The 21,349-nt window shown below is 60.6% G+C and carries 25 protein-coding genes and 1 tRNA gene; 18 read left to right on the top strand and 8 right to left on the bottom strand.

From position 1 onward, the window contains the following. The first annotated feature begins 147 nt into the window (after positions 1–147). From ABWV42_RS15270 to ABWV42_RS15255, 4 genes are read left to right on the top strand one after another with little or no spacing between them, the layout of a single operon-like run. Positions 148–1,014: an FAD binding domain-containing protein gene (locus ABWV42_RS15270; RefSeq protein ID WP_353340919.1), complete on the top strand. Its 867-nt coding sequence runs from the start codon at positions 148–150 to the stop codon at positions 1,012–1,014. Beyond that, positions 1,011–1,490: a (2Fe-2S)-binding protein gene (locus ABWV42_RS15265; protein WP_255106782.1), complete on the top strand. Its 480-nt coding sequence runs from the start codon at positions 1,011–1,013 to the stop codon at positions 1,488–1,490. The genes ABWV42_RS15270 and ABWV42_RS15265 overlap by 4 nt, the downstream gene beginning before the upstream one ends. Further along, entirely contained in the window at positions 1,490–3,724 is a 2,235-nt protein-coding gene (locus tag ABWV42_RS15260) for a xanthine dehydrogenase family protein molybdopterin-binding subunit (protein ID WP_353340918.1), read from the top strand. Before ABWV42_RS15265 ends, ABWV42_RS15260 begins: the two co-directional genes overlap by 1 nt. A gap of 2 nt (positions 3,725–3,726) precedes the next feature. Next, entirely contained in the window at positions 3,727–3,972 is a 246-nt protein-coding gene (locus tag ABWV42_RS15255; protein ID WP_353340917.1) for a ubiquitin family protein, read from the top strand. 162 nt (positions 3,973–4,134) lie between these two features. Here the strand turns inward: ABWV42_RS15255 and ABWV42_RS15250 are convergent. Next, positions 4,135–4,224, bottom strand: a tRNA-Ser gene (locus ABWV42_RS15250). Positions 4,225–4,353: 129 nt separating this feature from the next. On the opposite strand from ABWV42_RS15250, the gene ABWV42_RS15245 reads away from it, so the two are divergent. From ABWV42_RS15245 to ABWV42_RS15205, 9 genes are all read left to right on the top strand, one after another. Continuing rightward, positions 4,354–5,193, top strand: a complete 840-nt coding sequence (locus ABWV42_RS15245; RefSeq protein WP_353340916.1) for a DUF2059 domain-containing protein — start codon at positions 4,354–4,356, stop codon at positions 5,191–5,193. 36 nt (positions 5,194–5,229) lie between these two features. Beyond that, positions 5,230–5,775, top strand: a complete 546-nt coding sequence (locus ABWV42_RS15240) for a sugar O-acetyltransferase (RefSeq protein ID WP_353340915.1) — start codon at positions 5,230–5,232, stop codon at positions 5,773–5,775. A 226-nt stretch (positions 5,776–6,001) separates the two neighbouring features. Continuing rightward, a complete protein-coding gene (locus ABWV42_RS15235; RefSeq protein ID WP_255106772.1) occupies positions 6,002–6,598 on the top strand; it encodes a 50S ribosomal protein L21 in 597 nt (198 codons plus the stop codon). Between the two features lie 25 nt (positions 6,599–6,623). Continuing rightward, positions 6,624–6,893 carry a 50S ribosomal protein L27 gene (rpmA, locus tag ABWV42_RS15230; RefSeq protein ID WP_255106771.1) on the top strand — a complete coding sequence of 90 codons (270 nt, stop codon included), beginning with the start codon at positions 6,624–6,626 and terminating at the stop codon, positions 6,891–6,893. Positions 6,894–6,979: 86 nt separating this feature from the next. After that, positions 6,980–7,573 (top strand): LysE family translocator, encoded by a 594-nt coding sequence (locus ABWV42_RS15225; protein WP_353340914.1) that lies wholly within the window; start codon positions 6,980–6,982, stop codon positions 7,571–7,573. A gap of 13 nt (positions 7,574–7,586) precedes the next feature. Then, positions 7,587–8,126, top strand: a complete 540-nt coding sequence (locus ABWV42_RS15220) for a GNAT family N-acetyltransferase (protein ID WP_353340913.1) — start codon at positions 7,587–7,589, stop codon at positions 8,124–8,126. Positions 8,127–8,184: 58 nt separating this feature from the next. Next, complete coding sequence (gene obgE / locus ABWV42_RS15215; RefSeq protein ID WP_255106765.1) at positions 8,185–9,222, top strand: GTPase ObgE; 1,038 nt, start codon at positions 8,185–8,187, stop codon at positions 9,220–9,222. Continuing rightward, positions 9,210–10,331 carry a glutamate 5-kinase gene (gene proB, locus ABWV42_RS15210; protein WP_353340912.1) on the top strand — a complete coding sequence of 374 codons (1,122 nt, stop codon included), beginning with the start codon at positions 9,210–9,212 and terminating at the stop codon, positions 10,329–10,331. The genes obgE and proB overlap by 13 nt, the downstream gene beginning before the upstream one ends. Before the next feature lie 55 nt (positions 10,332–10,386). Continuing rightward, positions 10,387–11,655 (top strand): glutamate-5-semialdehyde dehydrogenase, encoded by a 1,269-nt coding sequence (locus tag ABWV42_RS15205; protein WP_353340911.1) that lies wholly within the window; start codon positions 10,387–10,389, stop codon positions 11,653–11,655. Here the strand turns inward: ABWV42_RS15205 and ABWV42_RS15200 are convergent. Beyond that, entirely contained in the window at positions 11,652–12,251 is a 600-nt protein-coding gene (locus ABWV42_RS15200) for a histidine phosphotransferase family protein (protein WP_353340910.1), read from the bottom strand. The two genes, ABWV42_RS15205 and ABWV42_RS15200, sit on opposite strands and share 4 nt — an antisense overlap. Before the next feature lie 26 nt (positions 12,252–12,277). On the opposite strand from ABWV42_RS15200, the gene ABWV42_RS15195 reads away from it, so the two are divergent. From ABWV42_RS15195 to olsA, 3 genes are all read left to right on the top strand, one after another. Then, the gene (locus tag ABWV42_RS15195) at positions 12,278–12,460 is read left to right on the top strand and encodes a DUF3553 domain-containing protein (RefSeq protein WP_255106757.1); all 183 of its coding nucleotides are present in this window, start codon (positions 12,278–12,280) and stop codon (positions 12,458–12,460) included. Between the two features lie 123 nt (positions 12,461–12,583). Next, positions 12,584–13,363: an L-ornithine N(alpha)-acyltransferase gene (olsB, locus tag ABWV42_RS15190; RefSeq protein WP_353340909.1), complete on the top strand. Its 780-nt coding sequence runs from the start codon at positions 12,584–12,586 to the stop codon at positions 13,361–13,363. Beyond that, on the top strand, positions 13,360–14,190 hold the full coding sequence (gene olsA / locus ABWV42_RS15185; protein ID WP_353340908.1) for a lyso-ornithine lipid O-acyltransferase: 831 nt from the start codon (positions 13,360–13,362) through the stop codon (positions 14,188–14,190). Before olsB ends, olsA begins: the two co-directional genes overlap by 4 nt. Here the strand turns inward: olsA and ABWV42_RS15180 are convergent. Together ABWV42_RS15180 and ABWV42_RS15175 are read right to left on the bottom strand one after the other, a co-directional pair. Beyond that, positions 14,181–15,080: a DMT family transporter gene (locus ABWV42_RS15180; RefSeq protein WP_353340907.1), complete on the bottom strand. Its 900-nt coding sequence runs from the start codon at positions 15,078–15,080 to the stop codon at positions 14,181–14,183. The two genes, olsA and ABWV42_RS15180, sit on opposite strands and share 10 nt — an antisense overlap. 94 nt (positions 15,081–15,174) lie before the next feature. Next, positions 15,175–15,879 carry a hypothetical protein gene (locus ABWV42_RS15175; protein WP_353340906.1) on the bottom strand — a complete coding sequence of 235 codons (705 nt, stop codon included), beginning with the start codon at positions 15,877–15,879 and terminating at the stop codon, positions 15,175–15,177. A 284-nt stretch (positions 15,880–16,163) separates the two neighbouring features. Here ABWV42_RS15175 and rpsB point away from each other — a divergent pair, with 284 nt between their 5' ends. Beyond that, entirely contained in the window at positions 16,164–16,937 is a 774-nt protein-coding gene (gene rpsB, locus ABWV42_RS15170; RefSeq protein WP_255106747.1) for a 30S ribosomal protein S2, read from the top strand. Between the two features lie 133 nt (positions 16,938–17,070). Beyond that, on the top strand, positions 17,071–17,946 hold the full coding sequence (tsf, locus tag ABWV42_RS15165) for a translation elongation factor Ts (RefSeq protein ID WP_255106745.1): 876 nt from the start codon (positions 17,071–17,073) through the stop codon (positions 17,944–17,946). A gap of 374 nt (positions 17,947–18,320) precedes the next feature. On the opposite strand, the gene ABWV42_RS15160 is transcribed toward tsf, so the two are convergent. The 4 genes from ABWV42_RS15160 to phoU all read right to left on the bottom strand — a co-directional run bounded on the left by ABWV42_RS15160 (position 18,321) and on the right by phoU (position 21,346). Next, a complete protein-coding gene (locus ABWV42_RS15160) occupies positions 18,321–19,079 on the bottom strand; it encodes a LuxR family transcriptional regulator (protein WP_255106743.1) in 759 nt (252 codons plus the stop codon). A gap of 4 nt (positions 19,080–19,083) precedes the next feature. Next, positions 19,084–19,518, bottom strand: a complete 435-nt coding sequence (aroQ, locus tag ABWV42_RS15155) for a type II 3-dehydroquinate dehydratase (protein ID WP_353340905.1) — start codon at positions 19,516–19,518, stop codon at positions 19,084–19,086. A gap of 409 nt (positions 19,519–19,927) precedes the next feature. Beyond that, the gene (gene phoB / locus ABWV42_RS15150) at positions 19,928–20,617 is read right to left on the bottom strand and encodes a phosphate regulon transcriptional regulator PhoB (RefSeq protein WP_255106739.1); all 690 of its coding nucleotides are present in this window, start codon (positions 20,615–20,617) and stop codon (positions 19,928–19,930) included. Between the two features lie 15 nt (positions 20,618–20,632). Continuing rightward, the gene (gene phoU / locus ABWV42_RS15145; protein WP_255106737.1) at positions 20,633–21,346 is read right to left on the bottom strand and encodes a phosphate signaling complex protein PhoU; all 714 of its coding nucleotides are present in this window, start codon (positions 21,344–21,346) and stop codon (positions 20,633–20,635) included. Between the last annotated feature and the right edge of the window lie 3 nt (positions 21,347–21,349).

The raw sequence follows: 21,349 nt of genomic DNA, 5'->3' as shown, positions 1-21,349 counted from the left end.
GTTCGGATACGACATCGGGGTCGCAAACAGGTGAGGCGGGACGGAATCGAAAACGCATTCTCCCCCTCGGCAAATCGCGAACGGGGCGTTAACGTCCCATACCAATGACAAGGGCCGACCACGGCCAAGACATAGCAAGGAGGCGACATGCGCTATCACACACCGGCGTCCTTTGAGGATGCCGTAGCCATTGCCCTTCAAGCCAGTGGAACAACCCGTTTCCTGGCCGGGGGGACCGACGTTCTGGTGCAGATGCGCTCGGATATTGTGACGCCGGATGACCTGATTGACGTGAAACACATTGCCGGCGTGCGTGAGATTACTCGCCGTGCGGATGGCGGCTGGGATATCGGCGTTGCGGTTGCGGGTGCCGAGATGAGCGAACATGGCGAGTTGGGCCGCGAATGGCCGGGCATCGTGGAAGGGATGGACCTGATTGGGTCGACGCAGGTGCAGGGACGGGCGACGCTTGTTGGCAACCTGTGCAATGGATCGCCGGCGGCGGATACGGTACCCGCGATGATTGCGGCGGGTGTCACGCTGACCGTGACCGGGCCGGAGGGAAGCCGCAAGGTGGCGGTCGAGGATATTCCGACCGGGCCGGGGCGGACCTCTCTTGCCAAGGGCGAGGTGGTCTCGGCGGTGCATGTTCCGGCGCGCGGCGACCACGGGGGAGATGCCTATTTGCGGTTCATTCCGCGCACCGAGATGGACATTGCCGTGGTGGGCTGTGGCGTGAACCTGCGTCTGGACGGAGACGTGATTGTCGAGGCCCGTGTGAGCCTCGGGGCGGTCGCACCGACGGCGTTGCTGGTTCAGGAGGCGGCGGATGCCATTGTCGGCAGCACGCTGGACGAGGCGGCGCTGGCCAAGCTGGCAAAGGCGGCGGAAGCGGCCTGTAATCCGATTGACGACAAGCGCGGCACCATCGAGTTCCGCACCGAAGTGGCTGGTGTGCTGGCACAGCGGGCTGCAAAAATCGCCTATGCGCGCGCGAAGGGAGAGGCACAATGAGCAACGTGCATGTAACCACCACCGTGAATGGTGACGAGGCGGAGTTCCTGTGTGATCCGCGCGAGACGCTTCTGGACTGCCTGCGCGACAAGCTCGGCTTTACCGGCGCCAAGGAAGGCTGTGGCACCGGTGACTGCGGGGCCTGTTCGGTGACTCTGGATGGGCGGCTTGTGTGTTCCTGCCTGGTGCTGGGCGTCGAGGCCGAGGGCAAGGAGATCGCGACGATCGAGGGCATGTCGGAGGGCGAGGAGCTGCACCCGTTGCAGCGCAAGTTCATTGAACACGCCGCGCTGCAGTGCGGTATCTGTACGCCGGGTATTCTGGTGGCGTCGAAAGCGTTGCTCGAGAAGAACCCCGATCCGAGCGAAGAGGAACTTCGGTACTGGCTGGCGGGCAACCTGTGCCGCTGCACCGGATATGACAAGATCATTCGCGCCGTGATGGATGCGGCGGCAGAGATGCGGGAGGCCTCGTGATGGCATTTGACGAACAGAAGCAGGACTTCAAGGTTCTTGGCACCCGTCCGGATCGTCCCGACGGTCTCGACAAGGTAACCGGCAAAGCGCGTTATGGTGCGGATGCCTATATTCCGGGGATGCTGCACGGGGTGATCGTGCGCAGCCCGCATGCCCATGCGCGGATCGTGAAGATCGATGCCTCGAAGGCGCTGGCGATGAAGGGAGTGAAGGCCGTGGTGACGCGGGCCGATTTCGCCGAGGGCCAGACCGGTGAGGACTGGAACGTCATGGAAAACTGCATGGCGGGCGAAAAGGCGCTTTATGACGGCCATGCGGTGGCCGCGGTTGCGGCGACTTCGGCGCTTATTGCGCGGGATGCGGCCAAGCTGGTCGAGGTGGAATACGAGGTTCTGCCACATGTGACCGAGGTGAACGCGGCGATGGCCGAGGGCGCGCCGGTCATTCGTGAGGGCGCGGCGGATTACTCGGTGCCGGAAGGCATGCACCCGAACGTTGTGCGCTATATCGAGTTTGGCCATGGCGACGTTGAAAAGGGGTTCGAGGCGGCGGATGTCGTGCGCGAACAGACCTATGCCACCGAGGCCACCCACCAGGGCTATATCGAACCGCATGCTTGTCTGGCGCAGATGGGCGCGGACGGGCGTGGCGAGATGTGGGTCTGTACCCAGGGCCACTGGTTCATTCGCCGGATGTCTGCGGTCTGTCTTGGCATCGAGGTGTCCAAGCTGCGGGTGACCCCTTCGGAGATCGGCGGAGGCTTTGGCGGCAAGACCACGGTGTTCATCGAACCTGTCGCGCTGGCGCTGAGCCGCAAGGCGAACCGGCCGGTGAAGATGGTGATGACCCGCTCCGAGGTGCTGCGGGCGACGGGGCCGACAGCGTCGGCGTCGATGGACGTGAAGATCGGCATGACCAAGGACGGCAAGATGACCGCCGGCAAGGCGGTGTTCCGGATGCAGGGTGGGGCGTTTCCGCTGGCGCCGGTGGATTCCGCGCTGGCCTGTGCCTTTGCCTGCTATGACATCGAGAACGTCCAGCACGAGGGTTATGACGTGATGTCGAACCGGCCCAAGAACGCGGCCTATCGTGCGCCGGGCTCTCCGATGGCGGCCTTTGCGGTGGAAAGCCTTGTGGACGAGATGTGCCGCGAACTATCGCTTGATCCGATCGAGGTGCGTTTGATGAACGCGGCCAAGGAAGGCACGAAATCGTCGAGCGGCCCGACCTATCCGCGGATCGGCCTTGTCGAGACGCTTGAGGCGGCCAAGGCGCATGACCATTACAGTGCGCCGCTGGGGCCGAACCAGGGTCGCGGTGTTGCCTCGGGTTACTGGATGAACTGGGGTGGTGAGACCTCGGTTTCGCTGGCGCTTTCCGAAGACGGATCGGTGACGGTTTCAGTGGGAACGCCGGATATTGGCGGCTCGCGGGCGTCGATTGCCATGATGGCGGCAGAGGCGATGGGCATCGCTTACGAGGACGTGCGGGTGAACGTGGTCGAGACCGGGGCGCTTGGCGTCAACGAGCCGACCCACGGCAGCCGTGCCACCTTTGCCAGCGGTCTGGCCACCATCAAGGCGGCCAACGAGGCGATCGGCAAGCTGTGCCAGCGGGCGGCGGATGCCTGGGGTATCGATGCCGAGGCCGTGGTCTGGGAAGACGGGCATGCGAAACCGTCTGGCCCCAATGCCGGGGAATTCCCGCCGATGAGCATTGGCGAGATCTGTGCCGAGATGGGATCGACCGGCGGGCCGATCTCGGGCCACTTCGAAGCCACGCCGAACGGCTATGGCGGCAGCTTTGGCACCCATATCGTGGATGTCGAGGTGGATCCGGAAACCGGCCGCACCACCGTTTTGCGCTATACCGTGGTGCAGGACGCGGGCAAGGCGATCCATCCGGCCTATGTCGAGGGTCAGTTCCAGGGCGGGGCCGCACAGGGCATCGGCTGGGCGCTGAACGAGGAATACATCTATGGCGAGGACGGGCGTTTGCAGAACACCGTGTTCCTTGACTATCGCGTTCCCGTGGCCTCGGACCTGCCGATGATCGACACGGTGATCGTGGAAGTGCCGAACCCCGGCCACCCTTACGGGGTGCGCGGGGTTGGCGAGACCGGCATTACTCCGCCGTTGCCGGCAATTGCCAACGCGGTGGCCGAAGCGACCGGCGCGCGCCTGCGCAGCCTGCCGATGTCACCGCCGCGTATCCTCAAGGCGATGAAAGGCTAGGCATGGTCGAGGTGCATCTCTGGTCCAGCCTGCGCCGCTTTGCGGACGGGCAGGAAAGTGTCGAGATCGAGGGCAAGACGGTTGGCGAGGTTCTGAAGAACCTTGCCGCCGCCCATCCCGGCCTCGCGCCCGCCATCGAGGCTGGCGCGGGCCTGACCGTGGACGGGACGTTCCTTGGCGCGGGCCGCAATCACGTGCTTGATCCGGAGGCGGAAGTGTTCCTGATGATGCGGATCAAGGGGGGGTAGGTGGTTTGATTCTCGCGTAAAATCAAACGTCTATCGTTTTCTGGCGTTTTCAGGCGACGGGTTTTGATCCGACAGTTGGAACGTGTTTACGCACCGCGTTGCGGTGTGTTTTTTGCGTTTTGAACATCACTGGGGAGTGGAAATCTATTCCCTTGGGAATAGTGGCGGAGAGACAGGGATTCGAACCCTGGGTCCCCGTGAAGGGACAACGGTTTTCGAGACCGCCCCGTTCGACCACTCCGGCACCTCTCCGCGGGGGTCTTGGTGAGGGCGTCGTTTAATGATGATTCCGGAGGGGTGCAAGAGGCGATTTGAATTGTTTGTGAAATCTTTTGGAGTAGGCTGGAGAAAACGGAGCCTGAACGCAGGGAAGGATCAAGGATGACTGGGGTTTTGCGAAAACTGGCCTTCGGGATTTTTCTGACACTGGGTGTGGTCTGGATCGTGGCCGGTGCGGCGCAGGCGGCGGATCGGGCGCGGGTCGAGGCGTTTTTGAAGGTCACGGGCTTTGATGTGGCCATCGATTCCATCGCGCTTTCGGCAGAATCCGCGCCGGATATGCTTGGCGTTGATTCCGGTGAGTTCGGTTATGAGTGGCGGCGCACGGCGGAGCAGGTGTTTGACGTGGCGCTGATGCGGGCGCGGGCGCTGGATATTCTCGAGGCGACGCTGGAGGATGATCTGCTGGACCACGCGGCGGCGTTTTATGCCTCGGACCTCGGGATGCGGCTTGTTGCGGCCGAGAATGACTCGCATTTCGCGGATGACACCCTGAAACAGGACGAAGGCCGGGCGCTGGTGGCGGATATGGTGCAGGAGGCGAGTGCGCGGATCGAGGCGTTTCGCCGAATGAACCATGCCATCGACCCCAACGACATCGGCCCGAAAGCTATTCAGGAAATCCAGATCCGGTTTATCCTCGCGGCCTCTTATGCGGGGGTGATCGAACTGCGGGTCGACGAGGCGCAGTTGCGAGCGGTTCTGGCCGAGAACGAAGGGGCACTGCGGCGCGACATGGCGGCCTCGGCGCTGGCGAATGCGGCCTATACCTATCAGGATTTCACTGACGAGGAGGTTGTGGCCTATGCGGATGCGCTCGAGCATCCGGACATGCAGGTGGTCTATGAGTTGATGAACGCGGTGCATTTCGACGTGATGATGAACCGTTTCGAGGCGCTGGCGACGAAGCTGGGGCAGGTGCAGCCAAGCCAGGAGCTGTGACGGGCGACTGAGCGGGAACGGGTGGTTCAGGCAGACATGGACGAGTTTGATACACGCGGTGCGGACCTGATGGAAAAGCACCACCGCACGCGGCGTTTGTTGCGACGTTACAATGAGACGCCGTCGGATGCGGGCGAGACGCGGGCCGAGGTGCTGTCCGAGTTGCTTGGGCGCGTCGGGCAGGGTGGCTGGATCGAGCCGCCGTTCTTTTGCGACTATGGCGAGAATATCTTTCTGGGCGCGGGTGTTTTCCTGAACTTCAACTGCACGGTGCTGGACGGTGCGCGGGTCGAGATCGGCGAGGGCACCTTGCTAGGGCCGGGGGTGCAGATATATGCGACCTCGCATCCCCTGGCGGCGGGTGATCGTATCTATGACCGCGATGGCGTGCCGGGCTATCACACCACGGCAGCGCCGGTGACCATCGGCCGGCATGTCTGGATCGGCGGCGGCGCGATTATTCTGCCGGGGGTGACGATCGGTGATGGCACGACCATCGGGGCAGGGGCGGTGGTGACATCGTCGGTTCCCGAAAACGTGTTTGCAGCGGGAAACCCCTGTCGGGTAATACGGACGTTATAGGCGTTCGAGGCCCGCGGAAGTTTCTTGGACTGCGAGAAACATATCCCTTGACTAATACCCCAAATCCCCCGATAAGCCCCAAATCCGGCGTAAGGCTCTCCTTGCGCCGTGTTTTGTTGTAACAACGCCTCGAGAGGGGTGCGCGGTTCGAGGCGGTCAGGGTGTAGCCCTGCCACAAACACCCGGAAGGGGGCCACAGAACGCGGATAAATCGAAGGAATAGGACATGTTCGCAGTCCTCAAGACCGGCGGCAAACAGTATAAGGTTCAATCGGGCGATGTGCTCCGCGTTGAAAAACTGGCTGCAGACGCTGGCGAAAAAGTTCAATTCAACGAAGTTCTGATGCTGGGCGGTGACAACACCGTTGTTGGCGCACCTCTCGTTGAAGGCGCGGCCGTTCAGGCGGAAGTGATCGACCAGATCAAAGGCGAGAAGGTCATCAAGTTCGTCAAGCGTCGTCGTAAGCACTCGTCGAAGCGTACCGTTGGTCACCGTCAGAAGCTGACCCTGGTTCGCGTAACCGACATCCTGGCCTCGGGCGCAGACGCATCGGGCGTCAAAGCTGCTGTTGGCGCGGGTTCGGTTGCATCGGCTCCTGCTGCTGCCGCTCCGAAGAAAGCTGCTGCCAAGGCCGAGGCTCCTGCCGCTGCCGGTGCAGACGACCTGACCGCCATCAACGGCGTTGGTCCCGCAGCTGCCAAGAAACTGGCTGACGCTGGCATCACCAGCTTCGCTCAGCTGGCCGCCGTCGACGTCGAAACCTTCGACGCCGTCAAAGTGAAACCCGAGTGGGTTGAACAAGCCAAAGAACTGGCTAACTAATCCACTGAAGTAGGAGACAAGCGATATGGCACACAAAAAAGCTGGCGGTAGCTCCCGTAACGGTCGCGACTCCGCGGGTCGTCGTCTTGGCGTCAAGAAATACGGCGGCGAAGCTGTAATTCCTGGCAACATCATCATGCGTCAGCGCGGCACCAAGATGTGGCCCGGCGAAGGCGTTGGCATGGGCAAGGATCACACCATCTTTGCAACCGTCGAAGGCAACGTGAAGTTCCACAAGGGCCTCAAGGGCCGTACCTTTATTTCGGTCCTGCCAGTGGCGGAGGCCGCAGAGTAAGCCGACCTTAAAGGTTATGAGACATTTAGGGGACCGGCTGAGAAGGCCGGTCCCTTTTCATTTTTGGGTATTCAGGAGCAGCGGAAATGCCCGTTGCAGTGATCAGTTTCAGTGCCTTCGCGGCCAGCCAGGTGGCAACGCCCGGCCCGGCGAACATGGCGCTTCTGGCGACAGGGGCGCGGTTCGGCTTTCGGGCTGCCCTGCCGTTCGTGGCCGGCGTGGCGCTTGGCAAACAGCTGATCATCTGGCCAATCGGGTTCGGGCTGATGTCGCTTGCCGGCAGCGCGCCCTGGCTGTTCGAGGTGCTGAAATGGGCCAGCGTGGTCTATATCTGCTGGCTGGCATGGCGGGTGGCAAACCTGCGCCTGTCACCGGATGGCGCCAAAGTGGACAAGGCCCCCGGTTTTTTCGCCGGTCTGGTCGTACATCCGCTCAATCCCAAGGCCTGGGCGATGATCATCACGGGATTTACCAGTTTCGTGACACCGGGCACCCCCGCCTTGCAGGCGACTGCAACAATCGCCATCTGTTTATTGGCGTGTCAGGCGGTTTTTCACCCGATCTGGACTTTTGGAGGAGACCGGATCGCGCGTTTCGTGGCGGGAAAACCCGCCGAGAGATATTTGATGGGCACCCTGGCGGCTTTGACCGTCGCCTCGGTTCTCTATGTTCTGTTTTGAGGAGGACAGGCATATGAAACACGACACGATCGTGAACCAACCCGTTATCGACGCGGACAGATTTGTTCTGCGTCCCCTGCGCCGTTCGGACCAGGGGCTGATCGAGATGTATGCAGGCGACGAGCAGGTTGCGCGCAACACCACGTCCATTCCGCATCCGCTGCCGCCGGGCAGTGTCGAGGCGTTTATCACCCGTTCGCAGGCCGAAGACCGGCTCGAGGACGTCTGGGTGATGGATGGCACCGCCGACAATGGCGCCGAGGTGATGGGGGTCATCGGCCTCAAGCGCGTGGATGTTGGCAAGGTCGAGGTGGGCTATTGGGTTGCGCCGGCATTCTGGAACACCGGTCTGGCGTCGGAAGCGGTGCGCGCGATGATTGCGGCCAACCCGATGGGCTCGGACACGCTTTATGCCAGCGTCTTTCAGGACAACCCGGCCTCGGCGCGGGTGCTGACGAATTGCGGTTTCCAGTACCTTGGAGACGCCGAGAGCTTCTCGGTGGCACGCGATGCGACGGTCCCGACCTGGACCTATTCGCTGAAATTGGATTGAGGCTTGCCCCGCTTGGCGTTATCAGGCGGAGCAGACACCGCCCGAAAAGGATGAAATCATGAAATTCCTGGACCTTGCAAAGGTATATATCCGCTCGGGCGGCGGCGGTGGCGGCTGTGTGTCGTTCCGTCGTGAAAAATACATCGAATACGGCGGCCCCGATGGCGGCGACGGTGGTAACGGTGGTTCGGTCTGGGCCGAAGCGGTCGAGGGTCTGAACACCCTTATCGATTTCCGCTACCAGCAGCACTTTTTCGCCAAGAACGGTCAGCCCGGTCGCGGCCAGCAACGGACCGGCGCAAGCGGCGACGATATCGTGCTGCGCGTGCCCGTCGGCACCGAGATCCTGGACGAGGATCAGGAGACCCTGATCGCCGACCTGACCGAGGTCGGGCAGCGCGTGCAGCTGGCCAAGGGCGGCAATGGCGGCTTTGGCAACCTGCACTTCAAATCGGCCACCAACCAGGCGCCGCGCCGCGCCAACCCGGGCCTGCCGGGGGTGGAACGCACGATCTGGCTGCGTCTCAAGCTGATTGCCGATGTGGGCCTCTTGGGACTGCCCAATGCGGGCAAGTCGACCTTCCTGGCCTCGACCTCGAATGCGCGGCCCAAGATTGCCGATTATCCCTTTACCACGCTGCACCCGAACCTTGGGGTTGTGGGTGTCGACGAGGTGGAGTTCGTGGTTGCCGACATTCCAGGTCTGATCGAAGGCGCCAGCGAAGGCCGTGGCCTGGGCGATCTGTTCCTTGGTCACGTGGAACGCTGCTCTGTGCTGCTGCACCTGATTGACGGCACGTCCGGTACGCCGGTCGAAGACATGCAGACCATCGTGCGCGAGGTCGAGAATTACGGCGGCTTCCTTGCCGACAAGCCCCGCGTGACGGTTCTGAACAAGATCGACACGCTGGACGAAGAAGAGCGCGAGTTCATCCGCGACGAGATCGAAGCGGCGACGGGCACCCGCGTGATGTTGATGTCGGGCATCAGCCGTGAAGGCGTGACCGATGTGCTGCGCGCCCTGCGGGCCCAGATCGACGAGGATCGCCTGCGCCAGAAGATCGGCGACGAGGAGCCTGAAGCGTGGCAACCCTGAAAGGTGCAAAACGCGTTGTGATCAAGATCGGGTCCGCCTTGTTGGTGGATCGCGAGACGGGTGATCTGCGCCGTGACTGGCTCTTGGGGCTGGCCGAGGATGTGGCCTGGCTCAAGGGGCAGGGCACGGATGTTGTTCTGGTGTCCTCTGGCTCGATTGCGCTTGGGCGCGGGGTGCTGGGCCTGCCGCGGGCCGAGCTGCCGCTGGAACAATCGCAGGCGGCAGCGGCCGTCGGGCAGATCCGTCTGGCACGTGCCTATGAAGAGGCGCTCGCACCCTACGAGATCAAGACGGCACAGGTTCTGGTGACGCTGGAAGACAGTGCCAATCGCCGCCGCTATCTCAATTCGCGCGCCACGATGGCCACGTTGCTGGGCCTTGGGGTCGTGCCGATCGTGAACGAGAACGACACCGTCGCGACCGACGAGATCCGCTATGGCGACAATGATCGCCTCGCGGCGCAGGTGGCGCTGACAACCGGTGCAGACATGCTGATCCTGTTGTCGGATGTGGACGGGTTCTATTCCGACAACCCGATGACAAACCCGGATGCGCACCGCTATGACGTGGTCGAGGAAATCACCCCCGAGATCGAGGCGATGGCAGGCGAGGGCACCTCGGGCCTGTCCAAGGGCGGCATGATCACCAAGCTGTTCGCCGCCAAGACCGCCACCATGGGCGGCTGCGCGATGGCGATCACCGAAGGTAGCGTGATGCGCCCGCTGACGGCGCTGGAAAACGGTGCGAACGCGACATGGTTCACGGCACAGGGCACGCCGCAGCTGGCCCGCAAACGCTGGATCGGGTCGATGAAGCCGCAGGGCGCGGTGACGCTTGATGCCGGGGCCGTCACGGCGCTGAAGGCGGGCAAGAGCCTGCTGGGCGCGGGCGTGGCAGAGGTATCGGGTGATTTCGGTCGCGGCGATCCGGTCGAGATTCTCGGTCCGGATGCGCACAAGCTGGGGCAGGGGCTTTGCGCCTATACAGCCGAGGAAACCCGCGCCATCAAGGGGCGGCATTCTTCCGAGACCGAGGCGATCCTCGGCTATACCGGCCGAACCGCGCTGATCCACCGCGACGACATGGCGCTTCAGGCTTCAATGCACTAGAAATACTCCCGCCGGAGGCGTCCGGCATCTGACACGAAAGCAAAGGACAGAGCTGATGAAAGACATCGCAGACATCCCCGCCCTGATGGCCGAGATTGGCGCAAACGCCAAAGCCGCAAGTGCGGAGCTGGCCTTTGCCCCAGCCGAGGCCAAGGAAAAGGCGCTGAACGCCGCCGCCGATGCGGTCTGGGCGCGTCGGGCCGAGATCATCGAGGCCAACGGCAAGGACATGGAGTTCGGCCGCGAAAAAGGGCTTTCGGCGGCGATGATGGATCGCCTGATGCTGGATGAAGCGCGTATTCAGGGCATCGTGGATGGCCTGCGTGCGGTGGCCGGTCAGGCCGATCCGGTTGGCGAGGTTCTCGAGGAATGGGACCGTCCCACCGGCCTTAACATCCGCCGCGTGCGCACCCCCCTGGGTGTGGTTGGCGTGATCTATGAAAGCCGCCCCAACGTGACCGCTGATGCCGGGGCGCTTTGCCTGAAGTCGGGCAATGCGGTGATCCTGCGCGGCGGCTCGGAAAGCTTCCATTCTTCGGGTGCGATCCATGCCTGTCTGGTTGACGGTCTGAAAGAGGCCGGACTGCCGGAACATGCGATCCAGTTGGTGCCGACCCGTGACCGTGCAGCGGTTCAGGAGCTTCTGACGATGGTCGATACCGTCGACGTGATCGTGCCGCGCGGTGGCAAGGGCCTTGTGGGTCTCGTGCAACGCGAGGCGCGGGTGCCGGTGTTCGCCCACCTTGAGGGCATCGTGCACATCTATCTTGATGCGGCCGCCGATCCCGTGAAGGCGCTGGATGTGGTGCTGAACGCCAAGACCCGCCGGACGGGCATCTGTGGCGCTGCCGAGTGTCTTCTTGTGCATCGTGACATTCTGGACACCGTGGGCCAGGGCGTGCTGCGCGCGCTGGTCGATGCCGGGGTCGAGGTGCATGCCGACGAGACCATCGCGGCAAAGATCGAAGGCACGGTTGCGGCAACCTCCGAGGACTGGGGCAAGGAATACCTCGACATGGATATCGCTGCGAAAGTGGTGGATGACGTGGATGGTGCGATTGCCCATATCCGCCAGTTTGGCTCGGATCACACCGACTGTATCATCACCGAGGATGATGCGACCGCTGATCGGTTCTTTGAACGCCTCGACAGCGCGATCCTGATGCGCAATGCCTCGACCCAGTTTGCCGATGGTGGCGAATTCGGGATGGGGGCCGAGATCGGCATTGCCACCGGCAAGATGCACGCGCGTGGCCCGGTGGGGGCGGCGCAGCTGACCAGCTTCAAGTATCTCGTGGTTGGCGAAGGCACCACCCGCGCCTAAAAGCGCATCTCGACCTGCGTTTCATTGCGGGTAATCGACAGCGCCTGTCCCGTTTCAGAAAGGAAGCGGGGCAGCAGCGCGAACTGCACGCGGTTGGCTTCGATCTCCTGCGTGGTGTCCCCGTTGGCCAGATCGTTCCAAAGCCCTTCTTCGAGGTGAAGACGGTCGGATGTGGCGCTGATGATCCAGCCGTTTTCATCCTCACCAACCCGCAGGGTGCCGCCGTGACCAAGCGCAGTTTCGCCGCATAAAAGCGCGAGGAACAGTTTGCGCAGGACTGGGCGGGGCACGCCGCCTTCGACCTCCCAGAGGATGGTGATGCGGTTGCCCGTGGAGATGTCGGTCAGGATGGAACGGATATCGGCTTCGCTGACGATCTGACCGTCTCCGGCGAGGCCAAAGGCAATGCGGAAAAAACGGATACGTGCACTGGCGTTGCCGACGCTTTGGGTGATCAGGGCCATTTCGGGGCCGGTCATGCCACCTGACATGCCAAGCAGTTCTACACCGTTGCCGATGGCGCCCACTGGGCTGATCAGATCATGACAGATGCGGGACCCTACCAGAGCGGCGATTTCCGTATTAGACATGGGCATGGCGACTCCCTTCTGAAAGAACAGCTATGGACGATCTCAACGCATTCCTCGAACCTGGCATGTTGGTGCAGCACCCGGAGCAACCGGATTGGGGCACCGGGCAGGTGCAATCCAATATCGGTGGCAAGATCACCGTGAACTTTCGCGAGGCGGGCAAAGTTGTCATCAACGGGTCTCGGGTGGTCCTCATTCCAGTGTTTGATCAATGAGTTTGTGAACTGTGATTCACACAACTAATGGTAGTGCGACGGTCTGACGTTGACCAGCATCAATGTTGCCAATTTTTCTGGTGCGACGTAAAACCCCGGAAATGGCATAAACAGACCGAGCAGATGGCGCACGTGGACCCAGACTTCACCCTGAAACTTGTTGAAACCCCCGAAGAACTGGCCGCCGCACAGCGGTTGCGCTATCGCGTTTTCGTGGAGGAACTGGGCGGCGGCGGGGCGCTTGTCGATCATGCGGCGCGGCTTGAGAAAGACCGGTTCGATCCGTTTTTCGACCACCTGGTCCTGATCGACAACGCGCTGGAGTGCGATCCGATTGACCGGGTGGTTGGGGTCTATCGTCTGTTGCGCGATGACAAGGCGGCAGAGATTGGCCAGTTCTATTCGGAAGACGAATATGACCTGTCGGTGCTGAAAAACAGTGGTCGGAAGCTGCTTGAACTTGGGCGCAGTTGCCTGTTGCCGGCGTATCGCGGGGGATCTGCCATGTTCCACCTTTGGAACGGTTTGGCGGCATATGTGTTTGAACACGAAATAGAAATCCTGTTCGGAGTGGCCAGCTTCCATGGCACGGATGTGGAGGCTTTGAAACAGCCGTTGTCGCTGTTGCATCATCGGCATCTGGCGCCTGAGGATTTGCGGGCGCGTGCGCAGAGCGCGCATTACCAGAGCATGAACCTTGTGGATGAGGGCGAGATCGACCGGCGCAAAGCGATGCTTGAGGTGCCGGCGCTGATCAAGGCCTATTTGCGTCTGGGGGGCTTTGTTGGGGATGGCGCCTATGTGGATAACGCGTTCAACACGACGGATGTCTGCCTCATCATGGATACCGAACGCCTTAATGCAAAACAAAAGGCGATTTATACCAAGGGCTTGCAATCATGAGCGCAACCTGGAGCGGGGATGGTGACTATCCCGAGGACAAGAAGATTGGTCCCATGGGATGGCTGCGTGTGGTGCTGCGTGGACTGGTGCTTGGCACCCTGGTGTTTGGCTGTCTTGGTATCCTGCTGCTGGTGCGGCTGATCGAGAAGCCCATTCACGGGGTGCATCGCCCGTGGACGCCGTGGATCACACAGTTCGTCTGTCGCAATGCCTTTCGTATCCTTGGCATTCCGTTTTCGTCGCGGGGCACCCTGATGAAAGAGCGGGGCGCGGTGGTGGCGAACCATAGTTCATGGCTTGATATTTTCGCGCTAAACGCCCGGAAACGCATCTATTTTGTCTCCAAGGCCGAGGTTGCCAACTGGCCCGGGATCGGCTGGCTGGCCAAGGCGACGGGCACGGTGTTCATCAATCGCGACCGTCGCGAGGCGGCAAAGCAGAAGCAGGTGTTCGAGGAACGGCTTCTGGCGGGGCACAAGCTGTTGTTCTTTCCGGAAGGGACCAGCACCGACGCGATCAGGGTTTTGCCATTTAAAACAACGCTGTTTGCGGCGTTCTTTACCGAAGAGTTGCGCGAGAAACTGTGGGTTCAGCCGGTTACCGTGCTGTATCACGCCCCCGATGGGGCTGATACCCGGTTCTATGGCTGGTGGGGAGACATGGATTTCGGCGGCCATCTGCTGAAGGTCCTGGCCTCGGGCAAGCAGGGGCGGATCGAGTTGATCTACCATGCGCCGGTCAAGGTTTCGGACTTTCCCGACCGCAAGACGCTGGCCGCGCATTGCGAGGCCGAGGTGCGGGGCGGGCATTCGCTGCTTCAGGCGTGAGTGTTTTTCGCGTCGGACGGCGTTGCCAGAACTTCGATCAGGCAGGCGCCAACGATCAGGATGGCGCCACCCCATTCCACGAGTGACATGGCTTCTTCGGGTAGGAGAATGCTGGCGCTGAGGACGGTCAGCATGACTTCGGCCATCATCAGGAGGCCGAGCCGACCGGGAAACAGGATTTTCTGGGCCCAGAATACCACCAGAAGGGTCGGGATGATCATGAAGAAGGCCATGACAAGCGATACCGGCAGGGCGCTTGCGATCTGGGGCAGGGTGGGGGCTGTCATGCCGCCGACCAACAGGCCCGTGAGCAGCGCCAGAAGGCTTGTCATCAGCATCTGGCTGAACGTCGAGGCGGCGACCGGGATTTCCCCGTAGCGCATCACCAGCGCGCCACCGATGGCCCAGGCCACACCTGATACAAACCCCATAAGATCGCCGATGTTTAGTGGTACAGAGCCGCCGCCAGACAACAGTAGGCCCATGCCAGCCAGTCCACCGCCAATTGCCAGCCAGCGCGACCAGCCGGCGCGATCGCCAAGCCAGACGATGCCGATCAGCGTGCCCCAGATTGGTGTGAGGTAGAACAGGAGCGTGACACGCACGACCGAGGAGTAGAGCAGGCCGACGGAGAACAGGCCATAGCCCGCACCGGTGAAGATGCCGATCAGAATGGCACGTGGCATGTGGCGGCGATGGCGTTCCCAGTTCACCAGGAGATAGCCACCAAGCGCCATGGCCGCCGGCAGGTTCAGGAAAATAACAGGCCATGTCCCGTTGATGCCTAGGTCTTCGATATAGCGCAGCGGAATCCAGTAGAGCCCCCAGAAAGCTGCGGCCAGAAAGACCGCCACGGAGGCAAATGTCGGGGTGTGCCACTTTTCAGGCATGCGCGGTATCCATTCAGGTTGCGCTGTCGACTTTGCCGGAGTTTTTTCTCAGGGGAAGGCCTGAAAACGGCGTCTTGACAGAAAAACTCTGCGCTTAGCCGCAGCCCTTGGAGGCATAGACGTGATTGGCATCCTTGCGCAGGATCCAACCGCTTTCGTTGCCGACGCGGACCTGACACCAGATTTCCTTGTCAAAGTAGCGCTCGGTGCAGTGGCGGACCTCCTGGAAACAGATGTTGCGGGGTGTCACCGATTGCACGCGCGACGCGGCATCGGGCATGAAATAGAGGTTGAGCGGAGCGAGGGGCTGGAGCGCGATGGTCTCGAACGCCTTGTAGGTGGTGTCTTCGGGCGAAGCACAACGCTTCTTGGCGTTGATGTAGGTCACGCATTTGCCGACGGCGGCAGAAGTTTGGGTGTTGGTGGTGGTTTTGGCAGGTTTATTGCCCTTTGCCGGGCCGAAATAGACCATCTCGAAGGGATCACCGTCACCGATCACACCGCGCCATTGCCCGTCGGCCCCCTTGTCGGCCGAGGCGATCAGGCTGTTCTGTTTGCCATAGAAGCGGATATGGCTGTCGCCTTGCATGGCATAGCCCTTGAAGTTGGCGATATCACAGCCCTTGTCGACCTTGATAAGACGCCAGACGCCCGGTTTGATTTCCTTCTGCCCGAACTTCACGCGGCAGATATCGCCATAGGCCTGAAGGCCCCAGATCGGTTTCTGGTCGGCTTGGGCAGTGGTGCAGGCGAGAAGGGTGGTCGCGAGGGCTAAAAACGTGCGGCGAAACGGGATCATCTGTGGTCCTTGCAATCAATTGGCGGTAAGTCGTCGGGCAGCGCCAGACATCGAATCTTTCGGCCATTCAGAGCAAAGACACTGTTGTTTGCCAAGAATTTTCTGGAGACCCTATTGCAGGGGTTGCCAAGGGGGCAGGGGTTCGATATATGCGCGCGCATTCAAACCCGCAGGTGGGGTTTGGGTTGCTCCGGGGAGACATCCCGGACAGTCCGCCGGTTGTCCCGAAAAACGTCGGGATCACTTCTCCCCACCAAGGCGTAAACCGGAAAAGGAAAACTAGCATGGCTCTTCCCGAGTTCACCATGCGCCAGCTGCTGGAAGCAGGCGTACACTTTGGTCACCAAACCCAACGTTGGAACCCGCGCATGTCGCCGTTCATCTACGGCTCGCGCAATGGCATCCACATCATGGACCTCACCCAGACCGTTCCGATGCTGGACGCGGCCCTGAACGTGATCCGTGAAACCGTCGCCAAGGGCGGCCGCGTTCTGTTTGTTGGCACCAAGCGTCAGGCCGCTGCGCCGGTCGCAGACGCCGCTGAGAAGTGCGCACAGTACTACATGAACCACCGCTGGCTGGGCGGCACGCTCACCAACTGGAAAACCGTTTCGCAGTCGATCAACCGTCTGAAAGAGATCGACGAGAAAATGGCTTCGGGCGCAGAAGGCCTGACCAAGAAAGAGCGCCTGAACATGGAGCGCGACCTCGAGAAGCTGCAGGCTTCGCTGGGCGGTATCCGTGAGATGGGCGGCGTTCCGGATCTTCTCTTCGTCATCGACGTGAAAAAAGAAGCCCTGGCCATCGCAGAAGCCAACAAGCTGGGTATCCCGGTTGTGGCTGTTGTCGACACCAACTGCTCGCCCGACGGCGTTGATTACATCATCCCGGGCAACGACGACGCTGCACGCGCCATCTCGCTGTACTGCGATCTGGCTTCGCGCGCCGCTCTGGACGGCATGTCGGCTCAGCTGGGCGCGGCAGGCATCGACCTGGGTGCAATGGAAGAAGCACCGGCCGAAGAAGCAGTAGCAGAAGAAGCCGCTGCCGACGCGTAAGCGTTACATTTCTTTCACGGGGGCAGGGTAAGCCCGCCCCCGGATACATTTTCCGAATACCCCGCGCGATCGCACCCTTTGGTGCCCTGACCCTTGTCAGCATCGCGCCTATAGAGAGATGAGGAGAGCCAAGATGGCGATCACAGCAGCAATGGTGAAAGAACTGCGCGAAATGACCGGCGCAGGCATGATGGACGCAAAGAAAGCCCTGACCGAGACCGACGGTGACCAGGAAGCGGCAATCGACTGGCTGCGCACCAAAGGTCTGGCCAAAGCGGCAAAGAAAGCCGGCCGTATCGCAGCCGAGGGCCTGGTGGCCGTTAAGGTTGACGGTGGCAAAGGTGTAGCGGTTGAAGTGAACTCGGAAACCGACTTTGTTGGCAAGAACGCTGACTTCCAGGCGATGGTTGGCGGTATCGCTGACGTTGCGCTGACCGTTGAAGACACCGAAGCCCTGCTGGCGGCCGACATGGGCGGCAAGCCGGTTTCGGAAGTTGTCACCGACGCGGTTGCCACCATCGGTGAAAACATGTCGGTCCGTCGCATGGCGTCGGTTGCTGGCGAAACCGTTGTGTCCTACGTCCACAACCCGGCCGTAGACGGCATGGGCAAGATCGGCGTTCTGGTTGCCCTGAACGGCGGCGACGAAGCCTTCGGCAAGCAGGTTGCAATGCACATCGCAGCAGCCAACCCGCAGTCGCTTTCGGAAGCTGACCTGGACCCGGCCGTTGTTGAAAAAGAGAAAAACGTTCAGATCGAGATCGCACGTGAATCGGGCAAGCCCGAGCAAGTGATCGAGAAGATGATCGTTGGCCGCATGAAGAAGTTCATGGCCGAAGTGACCCTGCTGGGTCAGAGCTTTGTCATCAACCCCGACCTGACCGTGGAAGCCGCGGCCAAGGAAGCCGGTGCAGAGATCGTTGGCTATGTCCGCATGGAAGTGGGCGAAGGCATCGAGAAGAAAGAAGAAGATTTCGCCGCAGAAGTTGCAAAGGCAGCTCAGGGCTAATCTCTCTTTCGAGATCCGAATTGGAAGCGCCGTCTGCATCGCAGGCGGCGTTTTCTTTTTGATCGGTTTCTCAAGAATTGGCCGTGCGCAAAAAATGCGGCGCTGCCCGGGAAAAGACAGCGCCGCTCGATACGTACGCCCCAAGTGCATGGGGATGACGGGGCGTCCAATCGAAAAAGCCAGTCCCAAGGCCGAAATAAGCCTTGGGTACCAGCATCCGGATTGTCCGGCTGACCACAAGAGCCCCGGTATTACGGGGATAGCAACCAGAACGTTCCAAGGCTAAAGCCACCACTCACGGAACACTATAACAATGCCTTATTTACCCAGCGTCAAACAAGTCAGGTAAACCCTACTTTTGACGCATAGTTGCGTCAGGCTTCGCTCTCTGGTTTGTAAATCTGGTGCAAAAACGACGCTTTAAGCAGGGCCTGCGCCGTGGTCTCGACATCCAGCGCTTCGCGGGCCAGACGCAGGTGTTTTTCCACGGTCGCGGGGGTGCGATCGATCAGCGTCGCGATGTCCTGGATCGTTTTTCCGTCTCCGACCCATTCAAGCACTTCTCGCTGGCGCTTGGTGAGCGCGCGCTTCGGATATTCGTAGGGCAGGGAGAGGATTTTGAGGTGCGCAATGTTGTTGATCAACTCGATGAACCGTCCGTCACGTTCCCAGATGTCATCGACGTCCTTTTGGGACATGCCACGCCGCGCGGTCATCGCCATGGCGCCCTTGGTGCGCGAGGAAATGGTTGGGAAGCTGATCGTATAGCCAGCAGTCACACCCATTTCGGCGTTGATCCGAAACACCTTCATCTCGTGATCGCTGAGCCTGCCGTTTTCGATCTGTTCTGCCACCCAGGACCAGCTACAGGCGCCGGTGTTGTTGAGCGCCCAACGCATCATCGGGCCGGAAAAATACAGGCCATCGCCGAGGAAACGATCGAGATAATCGCGGTCATGGTTGGAAAGCACCATGAAATCGTCTTCGCTGCCGAGCGAGGCATCGGTGCGGAAATTCGTGTAGCCGTAGATCAGTCGGTCGAAGCCATAGTCCGCCATGCAGGCCGTGTGCATGTCCCACAGGGCCTCGAGCGAATGCGCGTTGGTCAGGGCTTCGATGTAATCCAGTGACATGCAGTTAGCCCAGGTACTGTTTCATGGCATCCAGCGCCAGCATGTAACCGTTGGCGCCAAAGCCGCAGATCTGGCCAATCGCGACAGGGGCGATGTAGGACTTGTGGCGGAAGGCCTCACGCGCGTGGATGTTCGACAGATGCAGTTCGATCACCGGAAGTTCGACCGAGGCGATGGCATCCATCAGGGCAATCGAGGTGTGCGTGTAGGCACCAGCGTTGAGAATGATCCCGTTATGAACACTCTTGGCGGCGTGAATGGCATCCACCAGCGCGCCTTCGTGGTTGCTTTGCTGGCAGGTGACGGCACAGCCTAGCGCCTCGCCACGGGCCACACAGGCGGCCTCGATGTCCTTGAGCGTTGTCGATCCGTAGACCTCCGGCTGCCGTGTCCCAAGCAAATTGAGATTCGGGCCGTTCAAAACGAGAATTGAATTCATTTTTGTCCCCATGTTGCCATCGACATTACAGGCAGGGAATTGCCTCTGTCTAGCGTCATTCTGATTTCATTCAGCGGCACAAATGGCTTATTTTGTTGCACTTGTTAGGCAAATTCGTCCATTTAGTAAAAAAGACCATCGGGGTTCACGGTATCGTGATCGTTAGCATATAATAATAACATAATATTCATTATGAGATAATTGGATTGAGGTAACAGAAGCAACCTTACCCGAGCAATGCCATCCCTGCCAGAGCCGCTGCGCGTACTGAATGGGAATATCAAGCGACCTGCCGAGAAGCTCTGAGTGTTAGTTCAATGTGTTTCTGTAGTGCGTTGACCTTAAACAAGAAACACGCCTCGTGTGGAGGCGCGTTGTGTAACTTGAACAACACTAAGCCGCGTTGAATTTACCCGAGGGCGTAACCTGCCCCGCGTACGGTGCGCAGCGGATCATTGCCGCCATGTACGCACAGCGCCTTGCGAAGACGACCGATGTGTACGTCGACGGTGCGGCTGTCGACATAGATGTCGCGGCCCCAAACGCGATCCAGAAGCTGTTCGCGGCTCCAGACGCGGCCCGGCTTTTCCATGAAGGTCGACAGGAGCCGGAATTCGGTTGGTCCGAGCTTGAGCGGCTTCTCGTCGCGGGTCACACGGTGGGTTTCCGCGTCCAGCACGATGCCTTCGTATTCAAGGCGCTGGCCGACGGATGCAGGACGGACGCGGCGCAGCTGGCTGCGGACGCGGGCCATCAGTTCGAGAACCGAATAGGGTTTGACCACATAGTCGTCCGCACCGGTTTCAAGCCCCCTCACCCGGTCCACCTCTTCCGAGCGCGCGGATAGCATGATGACGGGAATACCGGCCGTTTCCGTGCGCGTCTTGAGACGCCGGCAGATTTCAATGCCGGAAATGCCGGGCAGCATCCAGTCGAGAACGATGATGTCGGGCATCACTTCGGATACCAGCAGAAGCGCCTCATCGCCATCAGCGGCCGACACCACCTCGAAACCTTCGGATTCGAGGTTGTAGGACAGCACATCACGCTGTGCGGGTTCGTCTTCTACGACAAGAACGGTTGGGTGATCTGTAGCCATAATCGGTGCTTCGAATTATTCTGCGGAATGCAGAGCCGGGTCGTAATGGTCTGATTTCGGACGGTTTTCATCGGGCAACTCGCCGGTGACCAGGTAGATGACCTGTTCGGCGATCGAGGTGACATGGTCGCCCATGCGCTCGGTGTTCTTGGCGATGAAATGCAGGTGCATACAGGGCGTGATGTAGCGCGGATCTTCCATCATGAAGGTCAGGAATTCGCGGAACAAGGCGTTGTACATCTGGTCGATGTCGCGGTCGCGCTCGAGAATGTCCTGCGCCAGTTCGGCGTCACGCTGGATGTAGGCATCAAGCGCGTCCTTGAGCATCAACTGGACTTCGCGCGCCATACGACGCAGCGCACCTCGAGCCCCTTCCACGGGCGTCATGTGCACCAGAACGCCGGTCCGCTTGGCCATGTTCTTGGCATAGTCGCCAATACGCTCGAGGTTGCCGGCGATCTTCATCACCGACAGAACGACACGCAGGTCGATCGCGGTGGGAGAGCGCAGGGCAATCAGCTTGAAGCATTCGTCGTTGACCAGTTGTTCCAACTGGTCGATGGCCTTGTCGTTGTTGCGGACGATTTCCGCCAGTTCCTCGTCGCGGTTCTTGAGCGATTTGGAGGCGTCGAGGATGGCCTCTTCGACGAGGCCGCCCATTTTCATGATATGCGCCTGGATCTGCTCGAGGTCGCTATCGAAAGACGAGACAATATGTTTATCGTTCATGGT

The organism is Pelagimonas sp. KU-00592-HH, assembly GCF_040369695.1.
In the GTDB taxonomy this organism is placed as follows: Bacteria; Pseudomonadota; Alphaproteobacteria; order Rhodobacterales; family Rhodobacteraceae; genus Shimia.
The sequence above is the reverse complement of the archived record's forward strand: the minus strand, read 5'-3'. Positions and strand labels throughout refer to the sequence as shown.